At 61.5% G+C, this 25,840-nt stretch carries 20 protein-coding genes; 6 read left to right on the forward strand and 14 right to left on the reverse strand.

The features are described 5' to 3' along the window. The 6 genes from CYJ10_RS21265 to CYJ10_RS21290 all read right to left on the reverse strand — a co-directional run bounded on the left by CYJ10_RS21265 (position 1) and on the right by CYJ10_RS21290 (position 7,084). Positions 1 to 975, reverse strand: a complete 975-nt coding sequence (locus tag CYJ10_RS21265; RefSeq protein ID WP_101683444.1) for a 2-hydroxyacid dehydrogenase — start codon at positions 973 to 975, stop codon at positions 1 to 3. Then, positions 972 to 2,735, reverse strand: coding sequence for an ABC transporter ATP-binding protein (locus CYJ10_RS21270; protein ID WP_101683445.1), 1,764 nt, complete (start codon positions 2,733 to 2,735; stop codon positions 972 to 974). Before CYJ10_RS21270 ends, CYJ10_RS21265 begins: the two co-directional genes overlap by 4 nt. Before the next feature lie 5 nt (positions 2,736 to 2,740). Beyond that, positions 2,741 to 3,589 carry an ABC transporter permease gene (locus CYJ10_RS21275; protein WP_374703289.1) on the reverse strand — a complete coding sequence of 283 codons (849 nt, stop codon included), beginning with the start codon at positions 3,587 to 3,589 and terminating at the stop codon, positions 2,741 to 2,743. Positions 3,590 to 3,594: 5 nt separating this feature from the next. Continuing rightward, positions 3,595 to 4,569 (reverse strand): ABC transporter permease, encoded by a 975-nt coding sequence (locus CYJ10_RS21280; RefSeq protein WP_066733179.1) that lies wholly within the window; start codon positions 4,567 to 4,569, stop codon positions 3,595 to 3,597. 36 nt (positions 4,570 to 4,605) lie between these two features. Beyond that, a complete protein-coding gene (locus tag CYJ10_RS21285; RefSeq protein WP_101683447.1) occupies positions 4,606 to 6,171 on the reverse strand; it encodes an ABC transporter substrate-binding protein in 1,566 nt (521 codons plus the stop codon). 118 nt (positions 6,172 to 6,289) lie between these two features. After that, positions 6,290 to 7,084, reverse strand: coding sequence for a class II aldolase/adducin family protein (locus CYJ10_RS21290; protein WP_257993443.1), 795 nt, complete (start codon positions 7,082 to 7,084; stop codon positions 6,290 to 6,292). Between the two features lie 882 nt (positions 7,085 to 7,966). Between CYJ10_RS21290 and CYJ10_RS21295 the strand changes: the two genes are divergently transcribed. After that, positions 7,967 to 9,958, forward strand: a complete 1,992-nt coding sequence (locus CYJ10_RS21295) for a beta-propeller fold lactonase family protein (RefSeq protein ID WP_101683449.1) — start codon at positions 7,967 to 7,969, stop codon at positions 9,956 to 9,958. A gap of 331 nt (positions 9,959 to 10,289) precedes the next feature. Here CYJ10_RS21295 and CYJ10_RS34880 read toward each other — a convergent pair whose 3' ends face one another. The 3 genes from CYJ10_RS34880 to CYJ10_RS21305 all read right to left on the reverse strand — a co-directional run bounded on the left by CYJ10_RS34880 (position 10,290) and on the right by CYJ10_RS21305 (position 12,422). After that, a complete protein-coding gene (locus CYJ10_RS34880) occupies positions 10,290 to 10,424 on the reverse strand; it encodes a hypothetical protein (RefSeq protein ID WP_257993444.1) in 135 nt (44 codons plus the stop codon). 217 nt (positions 10,425 to 10,641) lie between these two features. Further along, positions 10,642 to 11,418, reverse strand: a complete 777-nt coding sequence (locus CYJ10_RS21300) for an aldolase (protein ID WP_101683450.1) — start codon at positions 11,416 to 11,418, stop codon at positions 10,642 to 10,644. Between the two features lie 50 nt (positions 11,419 to 11,468). Beyond that, positions 11,469 to 12,422, reverse strand: a complete 954-nt coding sequence (locus CYJ10_RS21305; protein ID WP_257993445.1) for a Bug family tripartite tricarboxylate transporter substrate binding protein — start codon at positions 12,420 to 12,422, stop codon at positions 11,469 to 11,471. Between the two features lie 183 nt (positions 12,423 to 12,605). On the opposite strand from CYJ10_RS21305, the gene CYJ10_RS21310 reads away from it, so the two are divergent. Further along, complete coding sequence (locus tag CYJ10_RS21310) at positions 12,606 to 13,223, forward strand: helix-turn-helix domain-containing protein (RefSeq protein ID WP_257993446.1); 618 nt, start codon at positions 12,606 to 12,608, stop codon at positions 13,221 to 13,223. Between the two features lie 59 nt (positions 13,224 to 13,282). Here the strand turns inward: CYJ10_RS21310 and CYJ10_RS21315 are convergent, their stop codons facing one another. The 5 genes from CYJ10_RS21315 to CYJ10_RS21335 all read right to left on the reverse strand — a co-directional run bounded on the left by CYJ10_RS21315 (position 13,283) and on the right by CYJ10_RS21335 (position 20,777). After that, positions 13,283 to 15,727, reverse strand: a complete 2,445-nt coding sequence (locus CYJ10_RS21315; RefSeq protein ID WP_101683580.1) for a TonB-dependent receptor — start codon at positions 15,725 to 15,727, stop codon at positions 13,283 to 13,285. A 176-nt stretch (positions 15,728 to 15,903) separates the two neighbouring features. Continuing rightward, a complete protein-coding gene (locus CYJ10_RS21320) occupies positions 15,904 to 16,950 on the reverse strand; it encodes a FecR family protein (RefSeq protein ID WP_101683453.1) in 1,047 nt (348 codons plus the stop codon). A gap of 83 nt (positions 16,951 to 17,033) precedes the next feature. After that, complete coding sequence (locus CYJ10_RS21325) at positions 17,034 to 17,534, reverse strand: sigma-70 family RNA polymerase sigma factor (RefSeq protein ID WP_101683454.1); 501 nt, start codon at positions 17,532 to 17,534, stop codon at positions 17,034 to 17,036. Positions 17,535 to 17,964: 430 nt separating this feature from the next. Further along, the gene (locus tag CYJ10_RS21330) at positions 17,965 to 19,557 is read right to left on the reverse strand and encodes a sensor histidine kinase (protein WP_101683455.1); all 1,593 of its coding nucleotides are present in this window, start codon (positions 19,555 to 19,557) and stop codon (positions 17,965 to 17,967) included. A 329-nt stretch (positions 19,558 to 19,886) separates the two neighbouring features. Next, complete coding sequence (locus CYJ10_RS21335) at positions 19,887 to 20,777, reverse strand: LysR family transcriptional regulator (protein WP_101683456.1); 891 nt, start codon at positions 20,775 to 20,777, stop codon at positions 19,887 to 19,889. Positions 20,778 to 20,886: 109 nt separating this feature from the next. Here CYJ10_RS21335 and CYJ10_RS21340 point away from each other — a divergent pair, with 109 nt between their 5' ends. From CYJ10_RS21340 to CYJ10_RS21355, 4 genes are read left to right on the forward strand one after another with little or no spacing between them, the layout of a single operon-like run. Then, entirely contained in the window at positions 20,887 to 21,678 is a 792-nt protein-coding gene (locus tag CYJ10_RS21340) for a citryl-CoA lyase (RefSeq protein WP_101683457.1), read from the forward strand. Positions 21,679 to 21,713: 35 nt separating this feature from the next. Further along, positions 21,714 to 22,685: a Bug family tripartite tricarboxylate transporter substrate binding protein gene (locus CYJ10_RS21345; RefSeq protein WP_101683458.1), complete on the forward strand. Its 972-nt coding sequence runs from the start codon at positions 21,714 to 21,716 to the stop codon at positions 22,683 to 22,685. A 17-nt stretch (positions 22,686 to 22,702) separates the two neighbouring features. Then, positions 22,703 to 24,292 carry an AMP-binding protein gene (locus CYJ10_RS21350; protein WP_180863010.1) on the forward strand — a complete coding sequence of 530 codons (1,590 nt, stop codon included), beginning with the start codon at positions 22,703 to 22,705 and terminating at the stop codon, positions 24,290 to 24,292. 48 nt (positions 24,293 to 24,340) lie between these two features. Next, a complete protein-coding gene (locus CYJ10_RS21355; RefSeq protein ID WP_101683460.1) occupies positions 24,341 to 25,309 on the forward strand; it encodes a quinone oxidoreductase family protein in 969 nt (322 codons plus the stop codon). Positions 25,310 to 25,840 lie beyond the last annotated feature (531 nt).

Below are 25,840 nucleotides of genomic sequence, written 5' to 3' on the forward strand. Positions count from 1 at the left end.
TCAATATCCAAGTTTGGGATTCACGATGGCGGCGGGACGTTCGCCGCGTTCCAGCGCGTCAAGGTTGTCACGCGTTTGCCGCGCAATCGCAATGGCTTCGGTACGCGCCGCAATATGCGGCGTGACGACAATGCGTGGATGGCGCCAGAAAGGATGGCCGGATGGCAACGGCTCCTGGGCAAACGCGTCGAGCGTGGCGGCGCTGAGCGTGCCGTCCTCCAGCGCCTGCAGCAGATCGGGCTCCACCAGATGGCTGCCGCGCCCGACATTGACGAGGTGTGCGCCTTTGGGCAAGCGTCGAAACAGCTCGGCATTCAGGAAGCCTTGCGTCTGCGGCGTCAGGGGCAGCAGGCACACGAGTGTGTCGCAACCCTGCAGGAAGGCGTCGAGCCCTTCGGGGCCGTGGAATGATTCAATGCCATCGGGCAGGTCAGCCTTGGCGGAGCGGCTCCAGCCGCGCACGCGATAGCCAATGGTGCGCAATGCTTGGGCACACGCCACGCCCAGTGTGCCGAGCCCCGCAATGCCAACGCAATGGCGGCCTGGGGGCACGATGGGCTGCTCTTGCCACTGTGCGCCGGCGCCGCTTTCCAGATAGTGGCCCATGGACCGCTGCCGGTGGATGACCGCCCATGTCACGTAGGCGGTCATGGTGCCGGCCATGTCGGTGTCCACTATGCGGCACAGCGCCGGTGTCTGCGGCAGATGCGGGTCAGTGTGGAAATGGTCGATGCCGGCCCCCAGTGACTGCACGAGCTTGAGATGGGGCATGCTGGCCAGTACGTGTGGCGGGGGATACCAGCACACGGCGGCGTCCACGTCGTCCAGGGAGCCAAGGTCTGCACCGAAGCGTAGGTCCACATCGGGCATGACCTGACGGAAGGCGGACGCCAGGTACGACATGTCCAGCACACTGCTCAACAGTGCTACGCACCGGCGCCTCTCCGATGCGATCACGGCGGGGAGTGCGCTCATGCGTAGCCTCCTGCGCGGGCAGCCATCGCTGGCGCTGGCGGTGCGTACGCTTCTGCGCCAGACGTCCACACGGCGCCATGACGCTCGATTTGATGGGCCGAATCTGGTGCGGCTTGCGCAGGCTGGGCTTCGCGCGACAGTTTTGGAATGGCGTCGATCAGCTTGCGAGTGTACGCGTGTTGCGGATCGCCGAGCACGCGGGCCGTGTCGCCATATTCCACCACTTCGCCACGTTGCATGACCGCGATCTGGTCACACATCTGTGCGGCCACGCGCAGGTCGTGCGTGATGAAGACCATCGCCAGTTTGAACTCCTCGCGCACCGTGGCGAACAGTTCCAGCACCTGCGCCTGCACCGAGACGTCCAGGGCGGAGACGGGTTCATCTGCCACCAGCAGCTCGGGTTGCATGGCCAGCGCCCGGGCAATGCCGATGCGCTGGCGCTGGCCACCCGAGAACTCATGAGGATACCGTTCGGCGGCCTCGGGTCCCAGTCCAACCAGTGCCAGCAGTGAGAGCGTTCGCGCCATGGCCTCGGCCCGCGGCACGCCCTGGGCAATCGGCCCGGACGCAATGGCTGCGCCGATGCGATGACGCGGATTCAGCGATGCATACGGATCCTGGAACACCATCTGGATCTTGCAGCCGGAGCGTTGCATCAGGCTGCCGCCCTGAGGAAGGTTGCGCCCGTTGAACACGATGCGCCCACTATCGAACGGGGCGAGGCCGGTGATGCAGCGGCCCAGCGTCGACTTGCCCGAACCCGATTCGCCGACCAGCCCCAACGTCTGGCCACGCATCAGTTCGAGGTTGATGTTGCGCGCGGCCGGTACCTCGCGCCCGCGCCGGAACAGGCTGCCGCCAGTGCGATAGGTCTTGCAAAGGTCCTGCACTTGGAGCACGCGATGGTATTCGGCATTGTCGGCATCGGCCAGCGGTTGACGAACCTCGCCGCCAGGAATGGCGGCCAGCAGCTTGCGCGTGTAGGGATGCTGCGGCGCACCGAGCACGCTGGCAGCCTGCCCGGCTTCCACCACCTGGCCGGTCTGCATCACCACCACCTGATCGGCGATCTCGGAGACGACGCCGAAGTCATGCGTGATAAACAGCACAGCCATGCCACGCTTGCGCTGCAGGTCGCGAATCAGCGCCAGGATCTGCGCCTGCGTGGTCACGTCCAATGCCGTGGTGGGTTCGTCGGCAATTAGCAGCTTGGGCTCCAGGATCATCGCGCAGGCGATCATCACGCGCTGCCGCTGTCCGCCAGACAGGCGGAACGGAAAGCTGTCGTAGATCAGTGCCGGTTCGGGCAGACCCACGTCGGCCAGCGCGGCCACAATACGCTGGCGCTTTTCCGTCGCGCCGAGGTTCAGGTGCGCGTCGAACACTTCGGCCAGCTGCTCGCCGATGCGCATGACCGGATTGAGCGCGGTCATCGGCTCCTGAAAGATCATGGCGATTTGCTGGCCGCGCAGGCGACGCAGTTCCGGCTCGCCGAGCGTGAGCAGATTCTGCCCATCGAGCAGGATTTCGCCGGCCACGGGTTCGACGTGCGGGCGCGGCAGCAGCCCCATCACGGCATTGGCGATCATCGACTTGCCCGAGCCGGATTCGCCCACCACGCACAGGGTTTGGCCAGCATGCAGCGTCAGCGAGGCATCGGTGACGGCCAGGGCGCGGTCGCCGCCCTCCGGCAGGCGGATGCTGAGTCCGCGGATATCGAGCACCGGTGCGGTGTCTTGCTTGGCGTTGTCAGTCATGTGGTTCACCGTCCCTTTCTGCGCAGGCGCGTGTTCAGCGCATCGTTGAGTCCTTCGCCGACCATGTTCAGCGCCAGCACCGTCAGCAGGATGGCGACACCGGGAAACACGGCCATCCACCACGCCTGGCGCAGCACGGTGCGCGCGGATCCCACCATGTAGCCCCAGCTCATGTGATTGGGGTCGCCCAGGCCAAGGAAGCTCAGGCTCGATTCCAGCAGGATCGCTGTTGCCACCATCAGCGATGCCATCACGACGATGGGTGACATGGCGTTAGGCAGGATTTGCGTCACGATGATCCGCAGGGTCGACTGTCCGGCCAGTTGCGCTGCTGCCACGAAATCGCGCTGGCGCAGGGTCAGGAACTCGCTGCGCACCAACCGGGCCACTGGCGGCCAGGACACGATGGCAATCGCCACGACGATCGACAGGATCGACGGCTCGAAGATCGCCACCAGCACCAACGCCAAAGCAAAGCTCGGCACTGACTGGAAGATTTCTGTAAAGCGCATCAACGCCGCATCGATCCAGCCGCCGAAGTAGCCGGACACCGCGCCGAGCGTCACGCCAATCAGCAGCGAGACGAGCGTCGATACCAGACCGATCAGCAGCGAGACCCGCGCGCCGTGAATTACACCGGCCAGGATGTCGCGTCCCATGGTGTCGGTGCCAAGCGCGAAGCCGACCTCTTGCATCGGATGCAGGAACGGTTGCTGCACCATGTCCCACGGGTCGTTGCCCGCCATCAGGGGCCCGAAGATCGCCAGTACACCCACCGCGGCCATGACCGCCAGGCCCGCCACCGCAGCCTTGTTGTGGCAGAAGCGCTGCCAAAAGGATTGGTTGGTTTTCATGGTTGTCATTGCATCTCGATACGCGGATCGACCAGGGTGTAGACGAAGTCCGTGATCAGGTTGAACACCACGGCCATGGCGGCAGTGACCAGGAAGCAGCCGAGCAGCAGGTTGTAGTCGCGCTGCAGCAGGGCGTCGAACATCAGGCGGCCAATGCCGGGCCACGCAAACACCGTTTCGGTCAGCACCGCACCACCGATCATCCCACCGGCCTGGATGCCAGCCAGCGTCACCACCGGCAGCAGGGCATTGCGAAGAATGTGCGCGCGCTGGATGCGGCCCGGACGCAACCCTTTGGCGCGTGCGGTCTTCACGAAATCCATCTGCGCCACTTCCAGCATCGAAGCGCGCGTCATGCGGGCGTAGACCGCCATGTAGAACAGCGCCAGCGTGAGCGACGGCAGGATCAAGTGCTGCGCGATATCGGCCACACGCGCCATGCCGTGCAGGTCCGCACCCACGGTGAAATAGCCGAAACCGGGCAGCCATTCGAGTTGGACGGAGAACAGCAACACCGCCATCATCGCCAGCCAGTACAACGGGGTAGCATAGAACAGCAACGCGAACGTGGTGATGGCGTTGTCGGTCAGGCTGCCGGCGCGGCGGCTGGCCCACGCGCCCAGCGCCACACCGAACAGCACCGACAGCACGAACGCTGTGCCCGTCAGGAGCAGCGTGGCTGGCAACCGCTGCACGATCAGGTCGAGCACCGGCTGCTGCTGCCGGTACGAGAACCCGAGGTCCAGTTTCGCTACGTGGGACAGGTAGTTGCCAAGCTGCACCGGCAGTGGGTCATCGAGACCGAACTGCGCGCGCAACTGGGCCACGAACTGCGGATCGGAGGCGCCGGCTTCGCCGGCCATCACCGAGACCGGATCACCAGGGGCGGCCCGGATCAGCAGGAAGTTGACGGTGGCAATGACCAGGATGGCAAAGACACCCTGGACCAGCCGGCTGAACATACGCTGGGTACGACTCATGACGGAACTCCAAACGAGGTACGGGGGCTGGCGCCATCAGGCCATCCAGGCACGGCCAAGGCTGTCATTGAGGCCGATACCGGAGCTGATCGGGTTGTTCAGCCGCGTGCGGAACAGCGTCGGGAAGTTCAGCTCGTGCATCCACACTACGGGCATTTCGTCGAGCAGGATCTTTTGCACGGCCTTGTAGATCTCGGCGCGCTTGGCCGGATCGAGTTCGCGCGAGCCCGCCGCGAACAGTTCGTCCACCTTCGGGTTGCGATAGCCTTCGACGTTGTTGAACGGCGAGCCCTGGGCGATGTTGTCGGACGTATAGTTGCGCGCGACGCCCAGCGCCGGATCGCCATACTGATAGACGTACGTGAACGCCAGGTCGTAGTCCCACTTGTTCAGCCGCTCGATCCAGCCGGCAACGTCGGTCGGTGTCATCTCGATCTTGATGCCGGCCTGCTGCAGGTTCTGCCGCACGATTTCCGCCGAGCGCGTCCACGTCTCGCCGTAGGGCAGCGGTAGCAGGCGCAGCGTTTCCCCCTTGTAGCCGGATTCGGACAGCAGCTGTTTGGCCTTGGCGAGATCGCGCGGATATTTGGCGACGTCGGTGCTGTAGAACTTGATGTGGCTATTGAAGGGGCCGGTGGCGGTCTTGGCATAGCCTTGCCACGCTACCTTGGCGATGGCATCGCGGTCGATCGCAAACGCCATCGCCTGACGGAACTTCACATTGCCCATCACGCCCTTGCGATGGTTGACCCACAGCCAGGAGTGCGGTGCGAAGAATTCCCAGCCTTTTGTCGAGGTCTGCACGCCTGGCAGCTTGGCCAGGCGGGGCACATCGAAATACTCGACCGTGCCGCCCGGCACCAGGTCTACCTTGCCCGATTCAAATGCGGCGGCCCGCGCTGCGGCATCGGGAATCACGTGGAAATAGACCGCATCGACAAGCGGGACGTCCGGCTCGTGGTACTTCTCGTTGCGCACGAGCTGGATGTACGAGCCCCGCACCCATTCCTTGAACTTGAGGGGACCGGTGCCGATGGGCCGGGCATTGGCCGGGTTGGTCAGGAAGTCCGTACCGTCGTAAATGTGCTTCGGCACCATCGGCATGGACCCCACCTCGAAGATATTGAGGAAGGGGCCAAACGGATACTTGAGCTTGAACTCCACCGTGTACGGGTCCACGGCGCGGATCGATTCCACGGGGGCCAGGTTAGCGCGCAGACGGGCGTGGGTCTTACGCAGGAAGACATCGGCGGAGAACACCACGTCGGCGGATGTGAACGGCTTGCCGTCATGCCATGTCACGTTGCGCTTGAGCTTGAACGTGTAGAGCGTGCCGTCGGGGCTGATGGTCCACGACGTGGCCAACGAGGGGAGGGGATCGATGTTCTCGGAATAGCGCAGCAGGCCCTCGTAGATGTTGCCTGAGATCAGTTGCGTGGGGCCGTTTTGGGTGATGCCGATCATCAGGCCGGACGGCTCCGGCTGCACCAGCGCGTTGATCACGCCACCTTTCTTGCCCTGCGCAAGCACGTGGAATGGCACACCGGCCAGCGACAGGCCACCTGCGGCGGCACCCAACTTAATCAGTTCGCGACGATTCATGACAAATCTCTCCTGGGGGGCAGAATTTCGGGTGATGTGAATTGGCAGGGGCGAACGGGCCCGCACCGCGCGACGGGCGCGGTGTTTTACTTGATCGATGAATTCGGGCGCCGTGCGACTATGCGTGGTACGAGGCTTCTGTCTGCGGCGCCAGGCGCTGCAGCAGGGCGCGCCATTCCCGCGCGTACGGGTCGGGAGCACCGGGCAGGCGATTGGTATCGCCGCTTTCGTACTGGCGTGCGGTGCGTTCGCGGATCTCGGCGGGCACCACGTACTCGGGTTGGCCGGTTGATTGGATGGCAACCTGCACGCGGCAGGCGCGCTCTAGGTTGTGCATCAGGATGAAGGCTTCGGCCACGCTACGGCCCAGCGTGAGCAGGCCGTGATTGCGCAGGATCAGCGCCCGCTTTTGCGGGCCCAGATCGGCCACGAGCCGTTCGCGTTCTTCGAGATCGAGCGCAATGCCCTCGAAGTCGTGATAGGCCACGCGGTCGTGAAACTGCAGCGCCCACTGGTTGGCCGGCCGCAACCCGCACGCCAGCGACGACACCGCAACGCCGGCCACGGTATGCGTGTGGAGCACGCAGGCCGCGTCATGCCGGGCAGCGTGCACGGCGCTGTGGATGGTGAAACCGGCGGGATTGACGTCGCATCCGGGCGGTGCGCTGATGATGTTCCCGTCGAGGTCGATACAGACCAGCGAAGATGCCGTGATGTCGCGGAACAGCGTGCCGAAGGGGTTGATCAGGAACCGGTCGTGCGTGCCCGGCACCCGCGCTGAAATATGGGTGTAGATGCTGTCGTCCATGCCGTACAGCGCGACGAGCCGATACGCTGCGGCCAGGTCTTCACGAACTTGCTGTTCTGCGGAAGACATGGAATGGAGGGGGATTGCGGAGACAGTGTTGCCCATGGGTTTCATGATCCTTGCTGGTTGGAAGGCACGACGCTCGGGGACATCTGGCTTTCTGTCGGCTGTCGACAGTTGACATTGCAAAGTTATATGCAAGGAGCAGGCCACAGGCAAGGTAGGGACAACCCCGCAGTAGCAAATCTGGCGGAAAGCGCTTGATTTTTAAGAAAATTATTTTTTGGTTTGACTAGCCGACTGCTTAGAGCCGGAGCAAACAGAGCGCTGGGGGCGCGCGCGTAGTTGGTGCGCGTCGTCGATGCGACGCCCTATTTCCTGCAGGCGACGTCAAACGGGTGCAGACGAGATATGTCCTATGCGTCACTCTGACAGCGAAGCGTTCCCAAGGGTCGGGCGCTGCCATACGTATGGCTTTTAGGAACTCGGTGTTCAAGCCGAGGGGGACATTCGAGGGCGAGTTGCAGCAGTCCGCTCATGGCCGGGAAGAGCCCGATTGCCCAGGCGGTCGGAGAACCCCGCAGCGACAGGCTGTAGCCGACCCTTTTGAGACAGCCGATATCTTCGAGGTGAGCGGCTGCTTTATTGCCGCCCTCTGCCATCGTTTGTTTGGGAAAGGGGGGCCGGCACATGGCGGCTACCGGCTCACTGGAGAGCGGCCGCAATGCCAACGCGCGAGGGTTTCGGCCGACAAGTAGTCAGGAGCGGCTGGGATCCGATTTCATACTCTTGGCAAGAAGGCATGGAGATGTCTCACCAGGAACATAGCTGGCATTAAAGGGGCATTGTTGACCAGTCACCCCCAATGGGGGGTGTGGTGAATGTGTTGCACTGCTACAGTCGCGCGCAGCGCACGCCGTTAGAGCGTGCCACTGGCCGCTGGCCCGCAAGGGTACGGCCCTCTTTCATATCAAACGGGTTAGGTCCATGTTTCCACACGCTCTGGCCGGCGCGCGCGCTGTCGGCCTTGCCTTGCTCGCAGCGGCGCTGCTTGCCGCCTGCGGTTCCGACGACAGTCCATCCACCCCAGCCGCGACGCCGGCGGCATCGCGGCTGGTGCTCGACACCGGCAGCGCTGCGCCGGTGGCCGGCGGCACACTGACGCTCAAGGCGACGCTGCTCGCGGCCGACGGCACCGAGATCAAAGGGGCCAGCTTTGCCTGGACTTCGTCCGATCCGAGCGTGGCGACCGTGGTGTCCGCTTCGGACAAGGCGCCCGCTGCCTCGGTCATCGCACCCGTTGGCATCTATGCGACGGTGCAGACACTCGCTGCCGGCGTCGCCGATATCACGGTCACGGCGACGCTACCTGGTGGCGGCGGCGCGTCGGGCATCACCCACCTGGTGGTGCAGGCCGCGCAGGCCAAGTCATACACGCTCGCGCTGACGCCCGCGACCCTGGCCGTGACGGCCGGCGGCGCCGCGCAAACCGTGTCGGTGGCGGTGCGTCGCTCGGATGGCGTGGACGGCATCGGGGATCTCACCAATTGGTCGTGGACGAGCGATGACGCGAGCTTCGTGGCAACGCCGGCCGCTGACAGCCGCAGCGCCCAGGTTGCCAGCCCCGCTTCTGCCACTGCCGCCGGGGCGGCGACGCTGACCGCCTGCGCAGACTCCCCGGCAGGCGGCCGGCTGTGCGCCAACGCGGCGCTCTCGCGCAACGCGTCGCTGCCCCCCACCTATACGGTGGGCGGCATCGTATCGGGTCTGATCGCCGGCACGAGCCTGCAGTTGGCCGACACCAATGGCGACACGCAGGTGATCAGCACGAACGGCGGATTCACCATGCCGACGCCGCGACTGGGCGCGACATCCTATGCGCTGTCCGTGGCGGCCCAGCCGGCCGGTCAGACCTGTACGGTGGCCAACGGATCCGGCGCAGTTTCTGCAGGCAACGTGACCAGCATCGGCGTGACGTGCACGCGTAATGCCTATGCCTATGTGGCAAACAACGGGAGCAACACTGTCTCACAGTACACGATTGGGGCCGACGGTACGCTCTCGCCTATGGCCACGCCCAGTGTCAATGCTGGCAGTTTCCCGTGGTCCATCACTGTGGCGCCGTCTGGCAAGTATGCCTATGTCGCAAACGGCCAGAGTAACAGCGTCTCGCAGTACACGATTGGCGCCGACGGTGCGCTCACGCCGATGGCTACGGCCAGCGTCAATGCTGGCAGTTTCCCGTGGGCCATCACTGTGGCGCCGTCTGGCAAGTATGCCTACGTGACAAACAACGTGAGCAACACCGTCTCGCAGTACACAATTGGTGCTGACGGTGCGCTCACGCCGATGGCCACAGCCAGTGTCAATACTGGGCTCGCCCCGAATGCCGTCACCGTGGATCCGTCTGGCAAGTATGCCTATGTTGGAAACCTCACGGATGGCACCGTCTCACAGTACACGATTGGGGCCGACGGCGCGCTCTCGCCAATGGTCGTCGCTAGTGTTAGTGCTATCGGCGCAGCTTCGGTCACCGTGGATCCATCTGGCAAGTATGCCTACGTGGCAAACATCGTGAGCAACACCGTCTTGCAGTACACGATCGACGCCAACGGTGCGCTCTCGCCGATGGCTATAGCCAGTGTCGGTGCTGGTTCCAACCCGATTTCGGTCACCGTGGATCCGTCTGGCAAGTATGCCTACGTGGCAAACAACTCGAGCAACACCGTCTCGCAGTACACAATTGGTGCTGACGGCGCGCTCTCGCCCATGGCCGGGGCCAGTGTCAATGTTGGATTGTTCCCAACTTCGGTCGCCGTGGACCCGTCTGGCAAGTATGCCTATGTGGTGAACAATCAGGCCTCCACCGTCTCACAGTTCATGATTGGCGCCGATGGCGCGCTCTCTCTGATAGCGACGCTCAACTCGGTACAACTTCAGCCCAGTGTCATAACAACCACCTACGCAGTGACGCACTGAAAGCCAGCGCCGTCCGCCCACTCATAGGACCGATCTCCGAGAGTCGTCGGTGGATTGGCGTAGTTTTTGGGGCAGAGCTTGTCCCGCATGGCGGCGCTCGATGGCCAGGTCGTGGGCCTGGCCATCGCCGTATCCGTATGTCGATTCGTCGCACTGTATCTATCTCTATCGGTTAGGTCATGTATGGCGCAAGCCTGGGCTTGCTGGCGGTGCCTCACTCTTCAGCGGTCATTCGACCATCTGCAAATGACGCTAGCTGGCCGAGAACTGCCGCCGGGGACCAGGCAATACTAGTCGCCTGCATCCTCGACAGCAGCCCATCAACCAACGCTTAACCGAAGGACGGATCGACTTTGACTTCTGCCACCCCGTAGCGCTGGATGGCCTGGGCGACGATACTTTGCGGCACCGTGCCATCATCCGCCAGGGCCTTGAGTGCGGCCAGGGCAATGAAGTGCCGGTCCACCGCCTTGGTGGTAAGCCTTATGTCTGCCCGATTTCGGTAGACGTTATGCCACCGCTAGTCGGGGTCGAGAGCTGACTCCCACGGTTGGTCTCGCCGCGCCGGCAACGGGATGTGGGGTCTCACGTGTGCTGCAGACTTCTGCATCGCCGTTGCGCGGCCGCCCGCAGGATGGGCAGCCACGCAGTCGGTCCTTACTGTGGATTACCGTGAAGCGGGGTCAATTCGCACCGAGTTCACGACGGGCGCGACGCGAATAGTAGGCAAAAGTTGCCTCGAACCGCTTTTGGGTGCTCACCCAGCGCTGTGCCTCACGGCCCAGTTCCGGAGAAATCGGCTGAATCTCGCCGGCGGCCATTGCCAGTAGCTGAAGGCGGGCCGCCCGCTCGAACATCACGCCCAGAACACAGGCTTCCTCCACCGAAGCCCCGGCAACCAGCAGGCCGTGGTGCGAGAGCAGAATCGCCTTCTTGTCGCCGAGCGCGGTGGAGATGATCTCTCCCTCTTCATTGCCCACCGGAATGCCAGGCCACTTTTCGAGGAAAGCCGTCTGATCGTAAAGTACGCACGTGTCCATGTGCGAGATGGTCAGCGGCACCTCCAGCATCGCCAGCGCGGAGGCATGAGGCGCGTGGGAATGCACGATGCAGTTCAGGTCCGGGCGGGCGCGGTAGAGCCACGAATGGAAGCGGTTGGCAGGGTTAGGCATGCCGCTGCCCGACAGGACTTCAAGGTCTTCGTTGACGAGCAGCAGGTTGTCCGACGTGATTTCGTCGAAACCCAGGCCAAGGCGCTGGGTGTAGTACGTGCCGGGCGCTTCGGCACGTGCCGTGATTTGGCCCGAGAGCCCGGAGTCGTGGCCAAAAGCAAACAGGATCCGGCAGGTTTCCGCGACCGCTTCGCGCAGCGGCATCTTGTCAGCCCGGAGTTCGGTCTGCATCTTCTGGAGCGAGGCGGTAACGATCTCGCCCTTGCTCAGTTGCATCGTGTCAGCCATGGTGTGTCCTTCTGGGATGTGCTGGAGCGTGTTGGGAATGGGTGTGTGTTTTATTTTGCTCGATCGCCTGCGCCGAGCAGCGCAGACCATCGTTGATTTTCTTCCGCAATCAGGGTGCGGAATTGTTCAGGTGTCGAGCCGAGTGGCTCCGTGCCTTGTGCCACCAAGGTTGCTTTGAACTTCGGATTCGCGATTGCCGTGGCGACAGCGGCGTTGAGCTTTTTCACAATGGCGAGGTCGAGCCCTGCCGGGCCGATGAGGCCAGCGACCGAGCCTGACACCACGGTCGGGAAACCCAATTCGGCTGTCGACGGCACCTGGGGCGCGGTAGACAGTCGTCGCGGGTTTGCCACGGCCAGGGCGCGAAGTTTGCCTGAGGTCACGAACGGCATGACCTGAGGCGTCGCCTCGAAGGTCATGTTTACCTGTCCCGCGACCACATTGGTGACCGACTCCGCGCCGCTCTTGAATGGCACATGGAGGAACTCGACCTTTGCCACGTCCTGCAGCACACGCATCCCTTGATAGGGCGAGCTGCCGACGCCAGCGGTGCCGACGCTGACGGCGTCCGGCTTGCGTTGGGCCAGCTTGATCATGTCGGGGAGGGTCTTTGCAGGAACGTCCGCATTCACCACCACCAGATGCGGTGTCGAGCCCACCAGCGAGATGTAGGTGAAGTCCTTTGCGCTGTCAAAGTTGACCTTGACGTCGGTATGCGGGTTGACGGCCAGTATGCCGACTGTCGTAAACATCAGCGTGTAGCCGTCTGGTCGGGCGCGCCGCACAAAGTCCGCCGCAATGTTGCCGCCCGCACCGGGACGGTTCTCCACGACGATTGATTGACCGAGTTGCTCGGCAAGCGCCTTGCCCGTGGCGCGGGCCACGAGGTCTGTGATGCCGCCCGCGCCAAACGGGACGACCAGGGTGATGGGTTTGTCTGGATACTCTGCCGCGTGCGCGACAAGGGGAAGGCTCGACAACAGTGCAGCAGATAGCGCGACCAAGGGCAGGTCACGACAACGGGGGCGGCAGGGACTCACTTGCATTCTCCTAGGGGGCGTTTTTTTGAAGCAGGGATGGAAACAAGTGTGTCTAGCATGACACCAAGGTGTCATGAGTGCAACTAAGTTGTCGGGGGCGTGTGGGGGCCGTACAATCGCGGGCCATGGAAGCGCCTGTGCAGGCGCATGAAAATTGCGGTTCTGGGGATGACGAAAAAGCAAGAAGTGAGCGCGGAGCCTGCGGCAACCGGCATCGCCGAGCGGCTGGCAGAACTGAGGAAGTTGAACGGCCTGACGCTCGAGGAATTGGCGCAGCGCGCGTTGCTGACCAAGAGCTATCTATCCAAGCTCGAACGTGGGTTGTCGTCGCCGACGATCGGCACCGTGCTTAAGCTCGCTGAAGCGCTGTCGGTAACGGTCGATCAACTGATCTCCAAGGCATCGCGTGCCAAGGAGATCCTGCTCGTGAAAGCGGGCGACCGGATTCCGTTCAGTCCATCGGCCGAGCGGCAGGGCTACACCTATGAGGCGATTGCGACAGAACGGCCGGACAAGGCCATGCAGCCATTCATCATGCTGCCGCCATTCACATTGGCCGAAGACCAGCCGATGGCCAGCCACGCCGGCGAAGAGCTGATCTTCGTGGTATCCGGGCAAATGGAAGTGCTATTTGACGATCGCACCGTGCGGATGAGCGCCGGCGACTCGCTCTACTTCAATGCGTCCATCCCGCACAGATCGCGCTCGGTAGGAAAGGTCCAGGCGCAAGCGCTCGTCGTGGTCAGCGATCGCAAGAAGATCTGATTCCGTTGGTGTTGAAGCGCAGGGGAGAACGAAGGCGGGAGATGCCTCCCGCCTAGTTACTACCACCGATGCTTGTACATGGCCGTCAGGGTAATGCCGGCGGCTGGCAGATGGCTCGTGTTATTGCTGTTGCGCAGTAGCTGGCTGTAGAGCGGGTAGTAATAGCGATTCAGAAGGTTCTGGATACCCACCGTGACGGTGTCCTTCTTCGTGACCTGGTAGCTGCTGATGAGGTCCAGCGTCGTGTAGCTTGCGACATCGCGCCGACCAAAGCTGTCTACGCCGTTAAGGCGATAGTCGTGCCCCGCGAAGAATGTAGCCTGAAGTCGGTTGTTCCATTGCGGAGTCGGCCGGAACTGCACGTATCCAGTGAGTTTGAGCGGCGGAATTCGGTAGCCGGTCATCTGTTGGTCGCTCATGCCCTGGGGCGTTTCGCGACCGCGCATCCAGGTAACCGTGCCACCTGCGCCCCAGCGCTCGTCGTTCGACAGATAGTCCGCCGCGGCCTCGACCCCGAAGATCTTCTCCGCCGTCCGCGTGAGAATCAGCCCGTTGTTAAAGCTCTGCACGTCGCCGAGGTCGGACGTCGTGTAGAAAATGGCCAACGAACCTAGCGTGTTGCCGAAACCGCCGCGCCAGCCGAGCTCGTAATTGTTGGTCTTGACGGGCTTGAGGTCCGAAGACCCGATATCGAAACCGGCCCGCGCGTTGCGAACCTGGAGACCGATGTCGGGCAAATTGAAGCCCTGGCTGAACGAGGCGTAGAACTCGTGGTTCTTGACCGGCTTGTAGGCGACGCCGACATTGCCAAGTACGGCACTGTAATCCACGGAGCCGCCCTTGACCGTTGCGGGATTTGCCAGGCGAGACTGGGATAGCGGTACGAAGTCGTCAAAGCTCGCCCGTGCGTACTGGTAGCGAAGCCCGCCTTCGGTGGACCATTGCTCGTTGAACTTGTGTTGAAGCTGTGCGAAGCCACCGAGGCTCCGTGTCGTGATTGGCGGCATATAAGTCAAGGTGCCAATCTTGTTGAAGATACGGCCGCCACTGGCGTCGTACGCGGCAGCGTTGAAGATGTCGATGGGCATGTCGCTTCGTTCCTGCTCGAAGTCCATCCCCCAAATGACGCGTGTGGCCTTGGCTGCCCCGATTGGCGTCTTGATGGTCAGTCGACTACCGAAAACCTCAGAATTTTGGGTGGCTTGGTCGACGTTACCGCCGCGCGTCGCTACCGCACGTGCGTCGAAAGGCGTGAAGCGTGTGAAATAGTCGCGGTAATAGAACTGCGCCGAAACCAGGCTGCCAAGCAGGTCGCGGTGCTCGTACTCCAGGTTGACGAGCGTGTTGCGAATCTGGTTCTGGTCAGCCAGTTGCAGGCCATCGATGGCACGCGCTGGCACGCTTCCGGCGGGTAGTTTCGCAACGCTTGGGTCCGAGGCCCAACGCGTGTCTTGGCTGGCATTGAAGTGACTCACCCCGAGCTGGATGCGTTGATCCGGCGCAAAGCGCAGCCCTAATTTTCCCCCAACGTTGTAGTTATTCGAATCGAAGAGGTCGCCCTGGCTGGGTTCCGGTGCAAGGCGTTGGCCTTTGGCATCGTAGGAGTTGCCGATATGACGTCCTCCGACGTCAAAGGCATAGTCGACGATGTCGGCGCTGCCGGAAAAGTGCTGTTGGACGTTGGCACTCAGCCCGTCGGCGCGCAGGCGCGTCAACGGGGTGCTCATCGATACAGTCGTGTCGGCCTTGAATTCGCCGCCAGCAGGGCGAGTCGTAATGGAGACGATACCCCCGGTTGCGCCGCTGCCGTAGATGGCGCTACTGCCGCGCAAGACCTCGACACGCTCGACCAGTGCAGGATCGATATTGGCTAGGTTGCGCGCGGAGTCACGATTCGTATTGAGCGGAATGCCATCCAGTAGGACCAGCATTCCGCGGCCACGCAGCGTCTGGCCAAAATCGGTCACGGTATGGCTCGAATCTGCCATGCCCGGAATCACCTTGGCCAGCACCGTAGCGAGGCTGTCCGACCCGGTTTTGAGCTCCTCCAGTTCGGCGCGCTCAATGACGGTGGATTGGCGCGTTGGGCGTACCAGGTCGCTTGATGTACGTGACGCGGTGACTTCGACAGGCGCCAGCATTTGCACAGCATCGCGCCCAGCGTCGGCCGCGATGGCTTCGGCGGCACCTTGCTGCGTTGCGGCATGCGCGTCTCCCGCCAGCTGCAGCACGAAGCCTTGCTTGCCGTTGCGTTGGTAGCGGATGTTGCTGCCCTTGAGCAGCGCATCCAATGCCTGCTCGGGCGCCATGTTGCCGTGGACCGCTGGCGCGCGCTTGCCTGCGACGAGTGCGGGCGAGAAGAACAGTTGCAGAGACGTCTGTCGGCCTAACTGCAACAGCGCGTCGGATAGCGGCTGCGCTTCGATATGGATGACGATCGGGGCGCCGGTGGACTGTGCCGCGGCTGGCAATGTGGCAGCGCTCAGCAGGAGGGCTACCGTCAGGGTAGCCGTCGACCCAAACCGTCCAACGGCACGACTCGACCCGTTCGTCCGGTCGCGCGAAACTTCAAAGTACTGTGTCACGTTAGGTTTCTTCTAGGAATTTTGGTAGATGGAAAGCTGGCCAATGGCCAAGCTATCGATCAGGAAGACGTAATTCGAAGAAGAAACCTGAATGGTTAGCGCAAATATATTTCTGCACTGCCGTCCGGTAGCTGGCGGACGCTAACTGGGAGCATCTGTGGCAGAGCGGCCAGGAGGCCATCGGTATCGTTTGCGCTGAAAGCACTGCTCAAGCGCAGCATTCCCGTCGCATCGTCGGCAACGCGCACGGGCTGCCGACGATAACGGGAAACTTCAGCCACGACCGCTGCTAGCGGCGCATTATTGAAAACCAGCTTGCCGGTTCTCCATGCCAACGTTGTCGCCAAATCTACGGAGGCAGTAGGTGCGACGGTGCCTTGGCTGTCGACGGTAGTGCCCAGGCCGGCCGACAAGCGCGAGGCCTGGCCATCGCCGAGGCCTTGGACGATGACGGAGCCGGACTCGACGACGACTTCAGTCTTTGAGGGACCACGGCGAACGTCAAAGCGAGTACCCGTGACGGTTACCTTGCTGCTGCCCGATTGAATCACGAACGGTCGCGTGGCATCGTGCGCGACGTCAAACATGGCTTCGCCATCGAGCAGATCCACGGACCGTTGGCCGGTGGCGGCAATACGGACCACCATGCGGGTGCGTGTATTGAGCTCGACGCTGGAGCCGTCCGATAGCCGTACAGTCTTGCGTTCGCCAGGCTCTGTGCGATATTCGGTTATCCCGTCGGGTTGGGTAGGAACGGCATTGTTCGCCATCTGGGGCGACGAGCCATGTTGATGCCAGCCGAGCCAAGCAACGCCCAAGGCCACTGCAGCCGTGGCCATGCAGATGGCAACGCGAAAGGTGGGCGATCTTGCTTGCGTGTGGCCGGACGAACGCGCTGCCAACGCCGGGCCCGTACCAACGTCCATGACTCCCGTTGTTGCAGCGAGGCGACGCAGGCTAGCGGGATCGATGGTGCTGGCAGCCGCCCAGATACGCTCCAAGGCGGCATACTCGGCACGGTGCTCGGGTTTTTCGTCGAGCCACATCGACAGTGCCTCTTGCTGTTCCGGACCAAAATTTGGATCCTTGGCCTGCGAGAACCAGCGTGCGGCAGTCGAACGAAGATCGTCTGGCAAGTTCATGCAGTCAGCAGCGTGGGGTTGGAACCGTGACATCCGTCAGGACAGCTGTTGCACGGAAGAGGGCAGGCGGACATCGTGGGCGATCAGTGAGGGGCGAGCGGACCCAATTGGTCGCGCAAGTGACGCATCGCGCGAATCATATACTTCTCGACCATATTCTTCGAGATACCAAGACGGTCTGCGATTTCCTGCTGGGAGCAGCCATCCAGTCGCTGCCAGATAAATACTTGACGGCATTTCAGGGGCAATTCGGCCAAGGCTACCTCAATTCTGCCGGCGAGCTGTACAGCATGCAGATCAGCCTCGGGGTTGCCAGCTTGCGCATGGAAAGACGCGACATCGTCGAGCGGCACCTGTTCCCAGGAACCTTGTTTTCGCAGGGAGTCGACAGCGATGTTGCGCGCCGTCTGGTGCAAGTAGGCTCGGGGCTGGTCGGGCGCGACGGCTGCTTCCAGGACGCGTAATACAGCTTCCTGCGACAGGTCTTCAGCCGCATGCCGATTGCTTAGCTTGCGCGTCCAGGTGCTAACAAGCTCCTGATAATGTGCATACAACCCTAGCGCACGCAGGCGCGACGAAGCCATGTCTATGACGCCAAGTAGACGGTTTGCGCCCGCCTAAAGTGGGACGACGATAGGGCAACCGGGACGTTCCGAAAAGTCCAAGCACGCATAGCTTCCATCTTCACTTGATGCCGCCCCAGCTTCCCATCGTAAATGGGAAGTATTATCATCTAGGCGGGCAGCAGAGGTCAAATGTTCGAGTAGGGATCACTATGACCCCCGGGATGCGGGAACTGCGGACAAGGGGGGCGAATTCGGTGACGTCGACATAGAGGCCCCAAAAGTATGAGGTCGACGAAGACAGTGCACCTGCTTTCAGTGACAGCTCCTCGGGCCCTTCATCTGGAAAGGCCGGGCACTCCCGCCGGGTCGTCATCGTGGTCGGCCGGCGTGTGGCACGGTGGTAGACGTTCGCAGCAGGGCCATGACGGCCCGGGCCATCGCCAAGCGTTCAAGAACGAAGACCTTCGGCTGCCCCGATGGGTAGGGCAAACCGAAAAACTGTGTGTCCATTGTCGGCGCGATTGACCCATAGCCGTCCTTGATGGGCGTCGACAATCAGTTTGCAGATGCTCAAGCCCATGCCGAGCCCTTCTTGCTTTGTTGTGAAGAAGGGGTCGAAGATGCGGTCTATGGTCTGAAGGTCTGGTCCCTTGCCTGCATCATGGACAGAGACCTGGACCCAATTGCCTTCGGCGGTCGAGCGCATGGTCATCGACCGCGCCTCCGGCGGCAAATCCAACATTGCCTCGATACCGTTTACAAACAAGTTACCGAGCAATTGCTGAAGCTGGACGGCATCACCATTAACAGACCGTAGGTTGGGCGCCAGCTCCAATGTGATTTGTACTTTCGATCGCGCGGCATCGTGCCGGAACAGTCGTACCGTTGTTTCGATCAGCTCGTTCAGGTTGATGGGCTCTGTCTTGCCGGGATGCTTTTTCAGTAGAGACCGAATGCCTGAGATGACGGCACCAGCGCGATGGCCATCGAGAACCATGCGTTCCACAGATTCCAGGGCTTCTTCAACCCGAGGCGTCGGCCGGTTCAGCCAACGTATGGCAGCCGACCCATTTGCGACGATGGCGGTAAGCGGTTGATTGATCTCGTGAGCGATGGAGCCGGTGAGGGCGCTGAGGGCGGAAATCTTGGCGACGTGTGCGAGCTCAGCCTTCGTTTTGGCGAGCGCTTCTTCGGTCTGCTTTCGGTGGGTGAGATCGAGGACAAACGTGACCCGCCGGTCGGCGCCTTCGCCAAGACGAGTTGCAGTGACCAAGGCGGGGGCCTTACTACCGTCGCGGCGGAAGAATTCGCGCTCGAACGGCGGGAGAACGCCACCGGATCGGAACAAGGCTTCCCGGCGATCGATTGCCGGCTTCCATTCATCGGGCGTTAGCGCGTCCAGGGACATCGGGAATGAGCCCTCATGGCCGACATAGTCGAGAAAGCGAAGAAAAGCCTCATTTGCCTCGATGATCTTGCCGCCACGTTCCCAAATCAGAATACCCAGAATGTTCGTGTTGAGGATCTCGCGAACCTGGTAAGGGATGTCCGTTGTTGTATGGCGACGAGCATTCTGCAGCGCGGACGCACTGAGCGTGCAGAGGAAGCGCAACTCTGAGTGCTCGGCCATTTCGAAGCACTTGCCTCGTCTGACGAACATTACTCCTACGGTCTTGCCGCCAGCGCGCATCCGCGCGCAGAGCAAATGCTCTATCGTGTAGCCGGAGTTATGGGTCGCGTCGCTTTCAGCCTCAAACGCCAAAACGTCCGGGCCTTCTTTGTTTTGGAGAAGTTCCAGTGCTTCTGCGAGCGGAACACAAGGCGACTGGATGGGGAGTCTCTCGTAGCCTTCTGCCGTAATATTGTGTGCTTCCGGCAGAAATTCGTCTTGGCCCGGGGCGCAGACCAGTATGCCTGCGACCTTCGCACGGAGGCGGTTTAGCGCCAGAGACGGCGCACACTGGGAAATCCTCTCGGCTTCTGGCCCGGCAGCTAGCGCTTCTGTCCAAGCGATGGCTGTTTGCAGGTCTATATTGTCCATACTCGGGCTGGCCAAGGTCGAATCTTGAAGAGGCGCTGGCCAGAAGCAAATCGCCGACGCAAAAGCTGTCCTTTTGCCAGAACTCGTGGGCTCGCGTCTATCCGACCTAAGTGTTAATTTCCGGTCGTTTGCGTCTTCGCCGCCACGCGGCCAAGGGCGGGGAAGGCCCGCCTGCGGCGCCACCGGGGCTCGGAAGAAAAATCGGCGCAGTCATTGCGCCGTTTTTTTTCCGAATTCACCAGAACTCCCTGCTTTACATATGGATGGTTAGCATTATCACGGCCGAGCGTCCCGGAGCCCGGGTGGCCGGCGCGGCGACGGCTGCTCGATTAACTTCCCACGTGGGTTGCCGCAACTTTACGCAGGAGGGCGCCAAAGGCGATCTGGAGTGGAGTGCGTGCCTGGCGGTTGCTATAGAACAGGCCAGTAGTGCGGGTGGGGCGCGGGCTTTCGAGCGGAACGGATTTAAGCATCGAGTCGGACGGCAAGGAATAGCGCGACAAGATGGTGGGCGCTTCCGTCTCGCGCACGAGATGGAGCAGTGACGGAATCGTGCCTGACTCGATGATGACGTTCGGCGCGGTGCCGGCCGAGAGGAATGCTTCGTCCAGCAACTGGCGGGTCTTGAAGCGTGGTGGCAGCATGACCATGTCGCGGCCGTGCAGCTCGATCATGCGTACTCGCTTCCGACGCGCCAGCGCATGATCCGGGGTAGTAATGAGGACCAGTTCTTCGTCACATAGCGGTTCGAACACCATGTCATCGGACTCGTGTGGCTGGTAGGCAATCGCGAGATCAATCTCGTTTGCCCGCAATGCGCGCGTCATGTCCGCGAGCGTCAGCTCTTCGATGGTAATGCGCACATCCTCGTGCTGCTGCCGAAATAGCAGGGCGGTACGCGGCACGATTGCGATGTTGAAGGTCTGCGAAGTGGCGATGCGTAGGTGCCCTGAGAGCGTCGCCCCAGAGGCCTTCAGCAGCGCCGTGCCGCTGTCGAGCACCTTCAGCGCCTCGATGACCTTTGGCAGAAATAGCATGCCGGCCGCTGTGAGGCTGACACGCCTTTCGGTGCGCTCGAACAAGACGAGATCCAGTTCGTTTTCCAGTTGCTTGATCTGGTGGGAAAGCGTTGGCTGCGTGACGTGTACCTGTTCGGCAGCGGCCGTGAAGTTGAGACGTTCCGCAAGTGCGACGAAGTACCGAAGATGCCGGAGTTCCACGACTGCCCCTTTGAGCTATAGACACCATCGATCATTAAGATGCAAATTATCTACTTTGTCAATTTCTAGCTTCTCCTTAGAATCGGTCGCATAACTAGAGGAGGAGACAATGAGGATCGGCAAACAGAAGGACCCCTACACGGCCATTTCGACGGCCAATGCCCACAGCATCACCATTCGTGGCAAAGATCTGTGCCGTGACTTGATAGGCAAAGTCGATTTTCCCGACTTCTATTACTTCCTGTTGACCGGAACGGAAGCGACACCCGCACAGAGTCGGCTGGTCAATGCTGCACTCGTCGCCCTTGCCGAGCACGGATTGACGCCGACTGTTCAAGCTGCCCGAATGACATACGACGCGGACCCCGCCGCGCTCCAGGGCGCGGTGGCAGCCGGGATCCTGGGAGCAGGGACGGTGGTCATGGGCACGTCCGAGCTGTGCGGCCGTTTCTTGCACGATATCGTGACGACGCAAGCGGAGTCGGGTGAAGCCCTCGAAGACGTCGTTGCACGTAAGCTCAAAGCACGCAAAGCCGCTGGGCAAACTGTTCCGGGATACGGTCATCCGCTACATGGCGCCGGGGACCCGCGCACAGCGCGCATGCTGACGCTCGCAAAGGAATTGGGCGTCGCCGGTCCCTACCTAGACGCCCTCTTCGCCGTGGAGCGAACGATCCCTGAGATCTACGCCCGCACCCTACCGATCAATGTCTCTGGCTCTATTCCGGCCGTGCTCCTTCAGGCCGGCTTCCCGGTGGGCGCGCTGAAGGGCATTCCGATCCTTGCGCGTACGGCCGGGCTGCTCGCGCACCTGTTCGAAGAGGCGTCCCGGCCCATTGGCTTCATGATGGCCGACCATGCTGACCAGTCGATCCTCTACGACGGTCCCGTCGCGAACTAGGAATCGCCGCACAAAATAATATTGGAGAGACAGTCATGACGAAAGCATTCTTAAACGCGGTGTTGGCCACGAGCATTGCCGCGCTTGCACAGGCAATGCCAGGGGGAGCACAAGCTGCCGATTCGAGCAAGACGGTGCAGATCATCGTGCCCTATTCGGCCGGTGGTACTACCGATCGAATCGCTCGCATCGTGGCGAATGGCCTTACGCAGGAGCTTGGCGAGACATATGTCGTGGTCAACAAGCCGGGCGCGGGAGGCACGCTAGGCACCGCTGAAGTGGCCAGGGCCAAGCCTGACGGCTATACGTTGGGCGTGGTGTTTGATTCCCAGGCCGTCAATCAGTACATGTTCAAGTCGCTGTCGTATGACACGTTCAAATCCTTTAGCTACGTGACGCTAGTGGTCTCGGCGCCTCATGTGCTTGTTACCGGCAAATCCTATCCGTCGCTGCCAGCGCTGCTGCAGGCCGCCAAAGCCAAGCCAGGTACGGTGTCGTTCGGTTCGACAGGACAGGGCACGTCGAACCATCTCTATCCTTTGCTGTTGGGAAATCTCGCGAGCGTTGAGCTCTTGCCGGTGCCTTATCAGGGCGGCGGCGGCTCATTCCTCCCAGATCTGTTGTCGGGCCGCTATGACATGGCCTCTGGGACGCTCGGATACTTCCTGCCGTACATCAAGGACGGGCGGCTGCGGGCGATAGCTACGGGCGGGGTCAAACGTTCGCCGCTCCTGCCCAATGTGCCGACTGTTGCGGAAACCTACCCGGGCTTCGAAGCGTCGTCGTGGGTCGGGCTTATCGCGCCAGCCGGGCTGCCAAAAGAGACCGCTGACCGCCTGCGAAACGCGCTCCGGCATGCGCTCGGCACGCCGGCGCTGAAAGAGCAATTGCTGGCGGAAGGCTACGACATCGAAGTGTCGTCGTCCGACGCGTTCGTTGCTCGGGTACGCAATGAGTCAGAACGTCTTGGTGCGCTCATCAAGGACAAGAAATTGGGTGAGCAATGATGGCGGAGAAGATGGTAATGAAGCGCCCCAATGAAGGCGATGCAGCGTCGGCACTATTCTCTGTTGCCGGTGTCGGCGACATGATCGTCAACGCACTGGAGCGCCATGCGGAGAGGACGGCATTTGTTTGCCAGGGTGAACCCATAACGTACGCACATATCGCTCAGCAGATCAGCCGCACGTTGCAGTATTTTGAAGCGTTAGGCCTGAAGCGTGGCGACGCAATCATGCAACTCACGGGAAACCGCCACGAAATGTTTGTGGTGATGGCCGCCGCATTCATTGGTGGCTACGTTTCCGTGATTCCGAACTATTCGGCTAGTTTCGAAGATCATCGCTATATGTTGGAGGATAGCGGTGCCGTGCTACTTGTCGTGGATGCCGCGCGTGCTTCGCGCGGTGAGCAGCTACTGGCCGCGGCACAACGACCGCTTCGTCTTGCCGCTCATGATCCCGTGCCGGACACCACGGATTTCTGGGGCGCCGTAGAAAGGTACACGCCCCGACCACTGGAGGCACTAGATCAGCCGGCTGACAACATCCGGCTGATCTATACGGGCGGCACCACCGGTGTTCCAAAAGGCGTCATGACTGAAAGCCGCGCGCTTGCGTTCGCGTCCCTGTTGCACATTGCCGAGCAAGGCTTCGATACCGCGGTTCGCCTCCTTGTTTCTTCTCCACTGTCGCATGGTGCGGGCGCACTGGTTATTCCGGTGCTGGTGAAGGGCGGGACCGTGGTCATCCACGACGGATTTGATGTCGACAAGACGCTTGAGGCTATTGCTCAACGACAGGCGACTGTGCTCTTTGTCGTCCCCACCATGTTGTACATGCTAATGGATCACCCGCGTATTGGCAGCGTGGATCTCCGTGGTCTGCGACGCATTATCTACACTGCCGCACCGATCTCGGAAAGTCGGCTCGCGCATGCCTTGTCGTTGTTCGGCCCGATTCTCCATCAAAACTACGGTCAAACAGAAGTGCCAGGAACCATCCTGGCATTGACCGCTGAAGATCATCTTCATCCTCACGGCGACAAGCTCACCTCGGCTGGCAAGCCCTATCCATGTGTGGCGGTGCGACTTGTCGACGAGAACGATAACGTTCTGCCTCGCGGCGGCAGCATCGGTGAGTTATGTGTGCGAGCGCCGCACGTCACGCGAGGCTATTGGAACAAGCCCGAAGCGACGAACGAATTGCTACGGGATGGCTGGCTCCATACAGGGGATATGGCGTTTCAGGACAATGACGGCTACTTCCATATCGTCGATCGCAAGAAAGACATGATCATCTCGGGAGGGTTCAATGTCTATCCGCAGGAGGTCGAGAACTCGCTGGCCAGTCACCCTGCGATTGCAAACGCCGCTGTGATCGGTGTTCCGCATGAGAAGTGGGGCGAGGCAGTCAAGGCTATCGTGGTGTTGCGGGCAGGATCGTCAGCAACTGAGCAGGCATTGATTGCCCACGTACGAGAGCGCAAGGGCCCCACGATGGCGCCGAAAACGGTGGAGTTCGTGGATTCGCTTCCTCTGACTGCGCTTGGCAAGATCGACAAGAAAGCCCTCCGCGCCCAGTATTGGCAGGGTCACGCAAAGGCGGTAGCGTAGCTTGATCCGCCGCAAGGCTTCTTCCAGAAAATGGGTAAGGGCAGAGCAATGAAAACGGTTGTCATGAGGAATATTGGCGATGTCGATGTCCTCGAATACGTCGACCGTCGGGACCCGACCCCATGGCCGGGCGAAGTATTGGTGGGCGTTGCTGCGGCCGGTGTGAACTTCATGGATATCGTTGTGCGTCAGGGCGTGGCCTGGACCGGGGTGTCGAATCCAAAGCCACTTGGCGTCGAAGGGGCGGGGCGGGTGCTTGCCGTTGGAGAGGGTGTGAGCGACTTTGCCGTTGGAGATCGCGTGGCCTGGGCTTACGCGCCTGGCAGCTACGCGGAGCAAATCACGATGCCGGCCGAATCGCTGGTGCCACTTCCTGACGACATCGATTTCCGCACGGCGGCCTCAGTGATGATGAACGGTCTGACTGCCAGCCACTTTGCCACGGAGTTCTATCCGGTCCAGGAAGGAGACATCGCCTTGGTGCACTCGGCGGCAGGCGGTGTCGGCTCGCTGCTGACGCAAATCATCAAACTGCGCGGGGGACGGGTTATAGGCCGCGTCTCCTCTGAAGCCAAGCGACGCGTGGCGATGGAGGCTGGCGTGGACAACCTGTTGGTGGACAGTGGCGGCACTTTCGTGAGCGCCGTCATGCGCCTGACCAATGGGGAAGGGGTGCACGTTGTGTATGGCGGAGCGGGGCCGGCGTCGTTCAAGGCGTCGTTGAGAGCACTCCGCCGCGCGGGAACCTATTGCTGGCCCGGTCCGCTGCTAGAGCCTTCGAGGGCGATTGAGCTGTTCAGCTTGCCCAATAGCATCAAGATCGGTTTCGCTGTATTCGCAGACCATATCCGGACGCCGGCATTGTTGCGTCAACGCTCTGCCTCGCTGTTCGATTGGGTACGCCAAGGCAAGCTGAAGGCTTTCAGCGGCGGCGAGTATGCACTTTCCGACGCGGCCCATGCACATGCCGATTTGGGGAGCCGCAAGACTTCGGGGAAATTGATACTCATCCCGTGACGCCGTGGCAATATCCTCCGTGGGATCCGCCTGGAAGAATACGTAAAGAGACGTGCTCTCCTGTGATGTCGTGAGGCGGGCGCTTCTCCACGGAACGCCTCGATCCGCGATGGGGCATGGCACTGCGGGAAGGCCACAATCAGACATACTTGTCTAGGCGCTGGGAGTCGCGTCAAGCTGCTCAACTGCTTCGGAAAGTGCGGACTTCAGCCATTCAAGAGCCTCCGCTTGCGGTGCTCCTTTGCGGCTTAGGATAGTTACGCCGAGTTGATTCTTGATTCGTAACGCCATCGCTTTTCCCAATGCCGTCCACCTGTCACTGCGGTCAAGAACGATTCCGAATCCGCTGGCTCTCGTGGCGTGCATCTGAGCCCAGACGTGCTGGGGAGAGAATTGTTGAGCGCGCCCAACGAGCACTTCGGCGGTGAGGTACCTTTGACACTGTTGGAATCAGATGCCGGCGCAGCCGGTGATATGGCCGATATGGAGCGTTGGATTGCCGAGCATCCGACGACGCCACGGACGGAGCAG

The organism is Cupriavidus pauculus, from assembly GCF_002858765.1.
Lineage (GTDB): Bacteria > Pseudomonadota > Gammaproteobacteria > Burkholderiales > Burkholderiaceae > Cupriavidus > Cupriavidus pauculus_B.